Below are 10,293 nucleotides of genomic sequence, written 5' to 3' on the forward strand. Positions count from 1 at the left end.
GATTTGGCCATCCAGCAATCGCCGGCTTGACCAACGGCATCACAATAAGCACGCCGCTGGCCCGAGCGGCCAAATTGACCCGCCGGACAACTTTCCGCGCGAGCCGTCCGATTCCTTAACCGGTTTTTTACCGTAACACGAAAAAGTCGAAGTCAGAGGCAGACGCCCCGCACGAATTTCGATTGTCTCGCATCCGGGACGCGCGGGGAGGCTGAAGGCGCAAGTAGCGCGCCGGATTCGAACCGGGCCAGACCATGAATTCGCGCGTATCCTGGAGTAATGAAGGCATCGATCCGTCCGTCCGGGAAAGGGCCGAAGCCGCCGCCCGCCGCGCCGGCATGTCGCTGAACGACTGGATCAATTCCACCCTTGGCGATTCTACCGCTGGGAATTTTCGCGATCCCCACGATCAATCAACGGGCGCCCGGGAGCGCCGCGACGTCGCCGACATTCACCAGCGCCTTGACACGATCGCCCGCCAGATCGACCAGATTTCGCAGGGAAGGCCTCGAAACGACGGCTCGCGTCCTGAGGTTCCCGCCTCGGAATCACCCGTCGCCCGGCAGCTGAACGACGCCATCGCGCGCCTCGATGCACGGCTTGCGCAGATTACCGACCCGGCCTCGGGCCGCCAGCAGGTCCAGCAGAGGGAGCGCCAGACCGAAATGGTCGAGCGCGCGGCCGGTCAGGTCTATCGCCCCTCCCCTCCGCTAAGCCCGGCTTCGCTTGATTTCGCCGTCGCCGAAATCGCCGTGCGCCAGAATGAGTTCGACAGCGCCCCGCCCGCGCGGCAAGCGCCGCCGACGGCCCCGCCCGCCACCCCGACGGCGGCCCCACCTTCGGCACCCCCGACCCCTGCAGGACCCGATTTCTCGTCGCTGGAGCGTCATCTTCTCAAGATCACCAGCCAGATCGAGGCGCTGCAACGTCCCGATCACATCGACCAGTCGATTGCCGCTTTCCGCCGCGAATTGTCGGAAATTCGGCTGGCGATCACCGAGGCGATGCCGCGCCGGGCCATCGAATCGATCGAAAACGAGATTCGCTCGCTGGCACGCCGTATCGACGATACCCGCCAGAGCGGGATCGACAGCCAGGCGCTCGCCGGCATCGAACGCGCATTGAGCGAAATTCGCGAAGCATTGCGCTCGCTGACCCCGGCCGAACAACTGGCCGGCTACGACGAGGCGATCCGCAATCTCACCGCCAAGCTTGATCAGATCCTGCGCGCCAACGACGATCCGTCCACGATCCATCAGCTCGAAAGTGCGATCGCAGCGCTTCGCGCCATCGTCGCCAATGTCGCCTCCAACGATGCACTGGCGCGGCTCAGCGAGGATGTGCACGTCCTGTCGTCCAAGGTCGATCAGCTTGCGCGCGCCGACGACCATGCTGATTCATTCGCGATCCTCGAACAGCGCCTCGCTGCGCTGACGACCTCGCTCGAGAGCCGCGAGCAGCGCACCCTCGTTCAGGAAAATTCGGAACTCATCGAGAGCGCGTTGCAGGCCCTATCCGACCGTCTCGACCGCATCGCGGTCGGCAACGACAACGCATCCGCCCTCGCCCATCTCGAACAACGCGTCAGCTATTTGCTTGAGCGGCTGGAGGCCACCGCCGATCACCGCTCCGGCAATCTGGTGCGGGTCGAGGAAGGTCTGCAAGACATCCTGCACCAACTCGAGCGCCAGCATGCGAGTATGACGGCATTCGCCGCAACCGGCCGAAACGAACCGGCTGCTTCGGACAGCGGGCTTGCCGATCTCGTCAAGCGCGAATTGTCCGACATCCGATTCAGCCAGGCCGAGACCGACCGCCATACGCAGGATTCGCTCGAAGCCGTCCACAATGCGCTCGGTCATGTGGTCGATCGCCTGACGATGATCGAGGGCGATCTGCGCACGGCACGCGTCCAGACGCCCGCAACCCAGTCGGAAGCGCCATCGGCGGCTGAATATGTCCCGCCGCCCGCTGTCGCATTTGACGCGGCTCCGGCGTCGGCGGCCGACGCCCCGACGCAGACGGACCCGCCAGCGGTCGCGATGGTGCCGCAACCCGGACCTGAATTGCCCAATCCGGCGGCAATGCAGGAGCATTTCGACGCCGCTCCGCGCGAATTGCATTCGGCATCGAGCGCGGTGACGACTGCAGCGATCGTACCACGGAGTATCAGCGAAATTCTGGAGCCGCATGCGACGGCCTCGCGCGCTGCGATCGAGCCGGCGTTGCCGCCGGATCATCCGCTCGAGCCGGGAACCCGGCCCTCGGGGCGGGCGGCTTCGCCTTCGGAGCGCATCGCCGCATCCGAGAGCGCGATCAGCGAAATTCCGGCGGCTCCGCGCGAGCCCGTCAGCACGTCAAGTTTCATCGCCGCGGCCCGGCGCGCAGCCCAGGCCGCAGCAGCAGCGCCGCCGGCCGAGAAGGCCGGCCGCGGCGCGGCGAAGGCAACCGGCGGCGGCCAGACCAAGGGTTCCGCGATCACCTCCAAGATCCGCTCGCTGCTCGTCGGTGCGAGCGTGGTCGTGATCGTGCTCGGCACCTTCAGGATGGCGATGATCCTGCTTGATTCCAGCGGCATTCCGCCCGTGATGGAGAATTCGAGCGAACCACAGTCTTCGGCGATACCTTCCGGCAATGACGGCGCCGGCTCCGCCATGCCGGCGCAGGTCGCCCCCTCGATGACCGCGCCAACCCCGATCGGAAGGCAGTCGTTCAACAACTACACACCCGACCCGGCCGATGGCATCGCGTCCGTTGCCATCCCGCAGAACATTGCGGTGCCCTCCGCTTCGTCGGCAAACGATGTGACGGGTACGCTGCAGGTTCTGGACATCACGCCAACCAGGAACAAGCTTGCCACGATACCGATTCCGCCGTCGGAGCGGCTGCCGGAGGCGATCGGCGGTCCGATCCTGCGTGCGGCGGCCCTGAAGGGAGATCCCTCCGCAGCCTATGAAATCGGCCTGCGTTTCGCGGAAGGAACGGGGCTGGCTGCAAACTACGACGAAGCCGCGAAGTGGTTCGACCGTGCGGCCCAGGCCGGCGTGGTGCCTGCGATCTTCCGGCTCGGGACCTTCTACGAAAAGGGCCTCGCCGTGAAGAAGGACGTCGATATCGCCCGGCGTTATTACGTGCAGGCCGCGGGCCGCGGCAATGCCAAGGCGATGCACAACCTTGCCGTGCTGGATGCCGACGGCGGCGGCAAGGGCGCCAATTACGACAGCGCGGTGCAGTCGTTCCGCAAGGCCGCCGATCGAGGGATTGCTGACAGCCAGTACAACCTCGGCATCCTTTATGCCCGCGGCATCGGCGTCGAACAGAACCTCGCCGAATCCTACAAATGGTTCAGCCTGGCCGCTGCCCAGGGCGACGTGGATGCCGGCAACAAGCGCGACGACGTCGCCAGGCGGCTCGACGCCCAGTCGCTGGCGGCGGCAAGACTCGCGATCCAGACTTTCACGCCGGAGCCCCAGCCCGAGGATGCCGTCAATGTGGCGGCACCCGCGGGTGGATGGGACTCGGCGCCGGCACAGGCCGCGCCTGCAAAATCCGCGGTCAAGCCGATGGCGAGCAAGCGCGCCGCCGTTGCGCCTTGAGGCGTTTTCCACACCTCCATCCTCGACTGGCGGTTTTCGCTCGCCATGCAGCGCGCGCCAATCGCCAGCATCAAGATCATGCGTACACGGAAAGATGATGCAGCTTGCGACACCTCTCGTGTCGTCTGCATATACCTTGCCGGGGAAGCAAGCTAGACAGGGCGCCAACGGCTGTTGAGGCCTGGATCATGATGCGATTAAGTGGAATCGCATCATGATCTCATCGCCTTTTTGAGCATGATCTCCGCGCAAACGCGTCCCGCGTTTGTTAGCTAAGGGAAAGCCGGTATCCACTTTGCGCTAACGCGGCCCTTCGGGTCCGGATCATGCTCTAAAGGTCAGCCAAGGGGTTCGCATTGCCGATTGACGACCGTCCAAACGATCCAGGTCACTTTCGCAATCTGCCGACGGGTCCGTGGGTGGCGCCGCAGGGCGCTTTGGAAAGTCGCTCTCCGGCACCACAACCCTTGGCCGCCGGTAAAAGGCGACGATCGATCTGGTCGGTCGCGATCTTTGTCATTTTAGTCTCCACTATCGCCATCCGTGCCTATCGGGACCTGTCGCGGCCCGAAGCCTGGGATTACTGGAAGGAATCCTGGCTCTCACCGAGCATGACCTCTTCCTTGATCGCCAAGGCCGATCTCGACGGCACCGGTCGCGCCAGGACGGTGTTGGCCGTCAGCGGAACGATCGGCGCGGCAAGCGCGAGCTGGTTGCGCGAGCGACTCGAGGAGGCCCATCTCCGGGATGGTGATGCGATTTTGCTGTCTTCTCCCGGCGGCAATCTGGATCAGGCCCTGATCATGGGCGAGATCATTCGCTCGCGCTCCCTCGCCACGGCCGTGGGCGTCACTGATGCTTCAGGCCGGGTGACGCGTTCATTCTGCGCCAGCGCCTGCGTGCTGGTTTATGCCGGCGGCAAGCCCCGCTACGGCATCGAAGGCTCGGCGCTCGGCGTGCACCGGTTTGTGGCCACTATGCCCGGCCGCGATCCGGTTGCGGAAGCCCAGCGAACCACGGGAATGGTGCTGAGCTACATGACAAGGATGGGCATTTCCTCGTCCGTCGTGGAGGCCATGTCCGAAACCAGGGACGTCCGCTGGCTTGGTTCCAGGGAAGCTTCCACAATGAATCTCATCACCGACCCCGTCGGCAGGCCTTGATAGCCTCGCGCCTCGACCCTTCGTTGCCCGTTAATCTGAATCGTTCACCACGCCAAAAAGCGGCTGGCTGAGAGCGACAAAAAAACAGCCCGAGCGAATAATCTTTAGTCCCTACGGCCGGCGATTTCGGCTATGCAAAGACGCGGCGTTCAATCCGCATTCACAAAAGAAGCCATGCCCTGAGCGGTTTCGGCCAGCCCTGGTGGAGTAGATTTGACATTCGCTACCATCTAACCGCGAGTGCGAGAAGCGAATGTCAAATCCACAACTCCACTAGAATTTAATATTTGTTAGTGGTCCTTTGAATTCTAACATTCGCAAAGTGGCCGCTGAGAAGGGACGCGAATGTTAGAATTGGACCACTAACGCCTCATTTCCGAAGCGACTTTGCGTGCAACTCTATCTTCCGATCGCCGACATTCCGGTCAATATCTTCCTCATCCTCGCGATGGGGGCGGCGGTAGGATTCGTCTCGGGGATGTTCGGCATCGGCGGCGGCTTCCTGATGACCCCGCTGTTGATCTTCATCGGGATTGCGCCCGCGGTCGCGGTCGCCTCGGTCGCGAGCCATATTGCGGCCTCCTCCTTCTCGGGCGCGATCGCCTATTGGCGCCGCCGCGCCATCGACCCGGCGTTGGCGATGGTGCTCTTGAGCGGCGGCACGATCGGCACCGCACTCGGGGTGTGGACCTTCACGCTGCTGCGTTCGCTCGGTCAGCTCGACCTCATGATTGCGCTGTCCTACGTCGTGCTGCTCACCACTGTGGGCGGAGTGATGTTCTGGGAAGGCTTGCGTTCGATGCTGCGCGTGCGGCGCGGTGTCGTCGTCCCGCTGCGCCGTTCAGGCAGCCACGTCTGGATCCACGGGTTGCCGATGAAGATGCGCTTCAAGCGCTCCAAAATCTATCTGTCGGTGATCCCGATTGTCGTCGTCGGCATGGTCATCGGCTTTATCGGCGCAGTGATGGGTATCGGCGGCGGCTTCATCCTGATTCCGATCATGATCTATCTGTTGCGGGTTCCGACCTCCACCGTGATCGGCACCTCGATGGTACTGACGCTTGTCACCATGGTGTTCGCCACCATGCTGCACGCAGTCACCAACCACCTCGTCGACGCCGTGCTGGCACTGATCCTGATGGTCGGCGGGGTGACTGGCGCGCAGTTCGGCGCGCGCGCCGGCCAGAAGATCCGCGGCGAGCATTTGCGGCTTTTGCTCGGTCTTCTCATCCTCGCGGTCGGCATCCGCTTTGCGATCGAACTGGTGATCCGCCCCGAAGATCTCTTCACCATCCGGGAAATCGGGAGCACCGGATGATGCAGCGCCCGCTCGCATTGGCTGGATTGTTGCTCGTCGCCAGCATGGCCTTCGCCTTGTCGCCGGCGCGAGCCGAACGGCTGATCGCGTCGGTGTCGAACCACCGCGTCACGGTGACGCCGAACTATTCGGGCGAGGAACTGGTGCTGTTCGGTTCGGTCGAAAGGGACGCCAATACGCCGCCCTCCCGCACCAGCTACGACCTCGTCGTCACCGTCATCGGCCCGCGCGCCGACATGGTCACGCGCCGCAAGGAGCGCCGGTTCGGCATCTGGATCAACACCGACTATCGCGAATTCCTCAAGGTTCCGACCTATCTCGCGCTGTTTTCCAACCGGCCGTTCGACGCGATCGCCTCGCCCGAAGTCGAACGGCGACAGCAGCTCGGCTTGAACAATGTTCTGCTCACCCAGCGGGTGGGAACGGACTATGCCGACGTCGTGCCGAACGATGCATTCCGCAGCGCCTTCGTGCGGCTTCGCATGGAGCATGGGCTCTATCGCGAGGAGACTTCCGCGGTGACCTTCCTGACACCGACGCTGTTTCGCACCGGCATTCCGCTTCCGGCCGAGGTGCCGATCGGAACCTATGAGGTCGACATCAAGCTGTTTTCCGACGGCGCCCTGATTGCACGCACCGAGACCGCCTTCGACATCGTCAAGGTCGGTTTCGAGCAATTCGTCGCGACCACCGCCCACCAGGACGGTTTTGTCTATGGCCTGGTCACCGCCTTCATGGCGCTGATGACGGGCTGGATGGCCTCGATCGTGTTTCGCAAGGATTAGCGCAGATCGAGTCCGATCGCCGTAGCTCCTCATTCCGATTCGATTTTCAGACAGCCTTTCGTCATTCCGGGGCAGCCCGCAGGGCTGAACCCGGAATCCATCGCGCCACAAACTCTGCGGAGAAATGGATTCTCTGATGTGCAATTGCACATCAAAGCTCGCTCGTTACGCTCGCGCCCCGGAATGACGACGCGGAAGAAGTCTGCATTGCTTTCCGCCTTCGCTAAAGCTTCGGCGGACGAGTCGCTCATGCTCCTCGCAACGCCGGTTCAGTTTTCCGCTCGCGTGGCCGCAGCGGCTTGGGATGCAATTCCTGATTCGATTTTCAAACAGCCACAAATCTTCCAACAACGTCATTGCGAGCGAAGCGAAGCAATCCATTTTTGTCGCACGAAATAACGATGGATTGCCTCGTCGCGGAGCCTGTCATCGGGCGCGCATTCGCGCGACCCGTTGGCTCCTCGCAATGACGATAGGCACACCTCCGCCTTCCCGCGGCACGAGTGTGCCCGGGTGATGTACGAACATCGTCCCTCGGAATGAATGAGGGCGCAGGGAAAGCCGGGTGCACCAAGCGCACCCATGCCCGCGTGCAAAATGAGCAAAGCACACGAGCATAGTCACTACAGGTCCGCCGGAATTCCCGGCCTTCCCTGCGCAATGGTTTTAACGGCTTCCTTCGTGCTCTCCCTGGTGAGCCGGGCTTTCTTGCCACCATCGCCCGTGAGGATCATCACCTCAGGGCTTGATATCAGCGTCGGGATATCAGGACCACAGGACTTCGCCGTCCGCGACGACACGCTTCGTCTTTACGTGCCATCGGCGTCCACCGCATCCCGCACCCAACGTCCGTGACGATCGCGAAACGCCCCTCGTGAGAGGTGCGGGACGGCAATCCTCTATTGCTGTTTCTACCCAGTTGCGAAGCGATATTTTTTTCGCAGGGGGGCTGGACAAGACGGCGAAACAGTCGGTGAAGAGATCAATGAGACCAACTGCGGGAATTTGGCACGACGGGCTACGCGCCATCTGTCGACGTGGGCACAGCAGGCACCTCGCCGTCTTGGCACAAACCGTACAGGGACTGATGCTGACGGAAGCCGCGCAATTCGAAGTGGCCGATTTCAAATACCGGTGCCTTAACTTCGGCGGCAAAAGCACCAGTCATGAGTAGTGGCCGGCCAATATCCTTGCAGAGGAGTTCCAGCCGGCTGAGAATGTTGATGTCGCGCCCGACGGCGGTGAAGTCGAGGCGATTGCCAGAGCCAATATTGCCGTATGCGGCATCACCGTAATGCAGAGCAATATCGATGGAAATATGCTGCTGGACCTCGAGCGGTGAAGCCTGCAGCGCAGCCAGCGTTGCCCGCGCTGCAGCCAGGGCCGACTCGCAGGCCGGCGCCGGATTATCGTCGGAGACTGGAAAGATCGCGATGACCGCATCACCGATATACTTCAGGATGTCACCTTCGCTGCCGATGACGCCAGGGACGACCAGATCGAAGAAGGCATTCAGGAGTTCAATGATTGTTTGCTCGGGAAGCTCATCTGTCAGTCGGCTGAAACCACGCAAGTCGGCGAGCAGCATCGCCGCCTTGATGTGGTGGACGTTGCCGCGCTGCACTGCGCCCGCCATAATCCGCGCGCACGGATCTCGACCTACATAGGTGGCAAGAAGTTCGCCATAGATCCGCCGGCCCGTCGTCACTTCGAGAACCGGGACCAAGGCCGGCACCAGATCGCGAAAGAGTTCAACGTCCGCTTCCCTGAACCCGCCGGGAGCGTCGCTTGCCCACGATATCGCGTTAACGATCCGATTCGAAAAGATAAGGGGCGCCATCACGTAATGGGTAATGCCTTCCGCCCGCAGTGTTGCCAGGATCGGAAAGCGCCGATCGGTGACTTCGTCAAGGACAGTGTCAAGCCACTGTCCGGTTCCGATGACGTACTGAACCGGGCTATTCTGGTAATCCGACGTATACTCGATACCGTGCCGCGACGTTCGGATCTCGGTGCTCTGTCCGCGACGCCAGATACGCGTTACCCCCCGGAATTCTGGATGCAACGTACGGACATGCACCGTGGCGCGCGCTATCGGCGCCCCGAGCATGGTGAGCTTCTCGCAGAGCATCTCAAGAAGCCCACCGGTATCGGGCGCAAAACGTCCCTCTTCGCTCAGCCAGCGCAGAAGCTCGGCCTTGCGATCAGCAAGCGAGAAATCGAGAGCCTTGGTCACATTTCACCCGAAGTTTCCAGGGGCACATCCGCGACGATATGATACGCGAATTTGGTTCGACAGGCTTTATCAGTTTGTTGAGGCCCGCGTCTGTCGCCTGAGCAGCTTTCGCCCGGATGCTGCCTCGGCGAGCACTGGATAATGTCATAATGTCATAGTGAACCCTGTTGAACGCAGAACCCGCTATCGGCGCGGTGATGGAGTGTCCAGCTTGAACATTTGCGCACCGCTATATGCCCTCAAGGATGATGACCATGTCCTTGTCGCTGGTGGATTGCTTGCGGAGCGCAAGGAGGGGCTGGTATTCGGCGGAATTGTACCAGGCATCGAGACTGCCCATGTCCGGGAACTCGATGATGACGACCCGTTCCGGTTTCCAATGCGCCTCCTCCGGGAATTTATGACTTCCACCTTTGGTCAGGTAACGTCCGCCATATCGAACAATCATCGGGCCGACCTTGACCCGGTATTCCTGGAAGGTCTCGGAGTCCGTGATGATATGTTCGGCGATATAGAATGCAGGCATCTTGCCCTCGGTTCCGGGATTACGAAAAACGTCTCACGGCGATCTCGGCTCCCCTGCCGGGCGCGTGACCAGATAAATGCCAATGGCTACCGGCACGATCCCCAGGAGGTCACGAAACTCGACGTGCTCGCCCAACACCGCCCAGGCGAACAGCATGCCGAGCGGCGGCATCAAAAAATGGTAGGCGCTCGCGGCGGTCGCGCCGCAAACCCTGAGAAGATGGAACCACAAGGCGTAGGCAAGGATCGACCCGCCGAGCGTCAGAAACGCAAACGCGCCCAACAGGTGCAGATTCGGCGCGATCTCGCCGAAATCGGCCTGTGTGAACGCGAACGGCAGCAATACGATGCCCGCGGACAAATTTTGCACGCCGTTGCCGATCCAGAGGCTGCCCTTCGGCGCCAGCAGCTTGAACAGGATGGTGCCGGCCACAATCGACGCCAGCGACGCAAACGTGAACAGGATGCCATACAGGCTGTCGGTGCCGACCGACAGGCGATGCCAGACGATCAGGCCGACACCGAGAACGCCAAGCGCAAGTCCTGCGACCTTGCGCCAGGTGAGTTGCTCGTTCAGCACGAGCGCGGCGAACACGGCGGTGAAGACGGGATTGGCACTGACGATCAGGCCGCCGAGTCCGGCGGACACCGTCTTGAGGCCGGTATAGCC

At 62.1% G+C, this 10,293-nt stretch carries 8 protein-coding genes; 5 read left to right on the plus strand and 3 right to left on the minus strand.

Annotated elements, in window-relative coordinates:
• Positions 1-254: 254 nt before the first annotated feature.
• The 5 genes from VNX23_RS06100 (at position 255) to VNX23_RS06120 (ending at position 7,261) form a co-directional block, all read left to right on the plus strand.
• Positions 255-3,596 (plus strand): hypothetical protein, encoded by a 3,342-nt coding sequence (locus VNX23_RS06100; protein WP_325628283.1) that lies wholly within the window; start codon positions 255-257, stop codon positions 3,594-3,596.
• 467 nt (positions 3,597-4,063) lie between these two features.
• A complete protein-coding gene (locus tag VNX23_RS06105; protein WP_325628284.1) occupies positions 4,064-4,759 on the plus strand; it encodes a hypothetical protein in 696 nt (231 codons plus the stop codon).
• A gap of 391 nt (positions 4,760-5,150) precedes the next feature.
• The gene (locus tag VNX23_RS06110; RefSeq protein WP_325628285.1) at positions 5,151-6,077 is read left to right on the plus strand and encodes a sulfite exporter TauE/SafE family protein; all 927 of its coding nucleotides are present in this window, start codon (positions 5,151-5,153) and stop codon (positions 6,075-6,077) included.
• Entirely contained in the window at positions 6,074-6,862 is a 789-nt protein-coding gene (locus VNX23_RS06115; RefSeq protein ID WP_325628286.1) for a TIGR02186 family protein, read from the plus strand. The genes VNX23_RS06110 and VNX23_RS06115 overlap by 4 nt, the downstream gene beginning before the upstream one ends.
• Before the next feature lie 138 nt (positions 6,863-7,000).
• Positions 7,001-7,261, plus strand: a complete 261-nt coding sequence (locus VNX23_RS06120) for a hypothetical protein (protein ID WP_325628287.1) — start codon at positions 7,001-7,003, stop codon at positions 7,259-7,261.
• 619 nt (positions 7,262-7,880) lie between these two features.
• On the opposite strand, the gene VNX23_RS06125 is transcribed toward VNX23_RS06120, so the two are convergent.
• The 3 genes from VNX23_RS06125 to VNX23_RS06135 form a co-directional block, all read right to left on the minus strand.
• Positions 7,881-9,098 carry an adenylate/guanylate cyclase domain-containing protein gene (locus tag VNX23_RS06125; RefSeq protein ID WP_325628288.1) on the minus strand — a complete coding sequence of 406 codons (1,218 nt, stop codon included), beginning with the start codon at positions 9,096-9,098 and terminating at the stop codon, positions 7,881-7,883.
• Between the two features lie 229 nt (positions 9,099-9,327).
• Positions 9,328-9,624 carry a DUF1330 domain-containing protein gene (locus VNX23_RS06130; RefSeq protein WP_325628289.1) on the minus strand — a complete coding sequence of 99 codons (297 nt, stop codon included), beginning with the start codon at positions 9,622-9,624 and terminating at the stop codon, positions 9,328-9,330.
• Between the two features lie 33 nt (positions 9,625-9,657).
• Positions 9,658-10,293, minus strand: a 636-nt coding sequence (locus tag VNX23_RS06135; protein WP_325628290.1) for a DMT family transporter, incomplete at its 5' end; no start/stop codon positions are given.

It is taken from the genome of Bradyrhizobium sp. (genome assembly GCF_035570375.1).
In the GTDB taxonomy this organism is placed as follows: Bacteria; Pseudomonadota; Alphaproteobacteria; order Rhizobiales; family Xanthobacteraceae; genus Bradyrhizobium.

What these genes read in the sequence shown, in the direction of transcription:
- VNX23_RS06115 (WP_325628286.1), top strand. Translation starts at nt 6,074, where the DNA reads ATGATGCAGCGCCCGCTCGCATTGGCTGGATTGTTGCTCGTCGCCAGC.
- VNX23_RS06100 (WP_325628283.1), top strand. Translation starts at nt 255, where the DNA reads ATGAATTCGCGCGTATCCTGGAGTAATGAAGGCATCGATCCGTCCGTC.
- VNX23_RS06130 (WP_325628289.1), bottom strand. Translation starts at nt 9,624, where the DNA reads ATGCCTGCATTCTATATCGCCGAACATATCATCACGGACTCCGAGACC.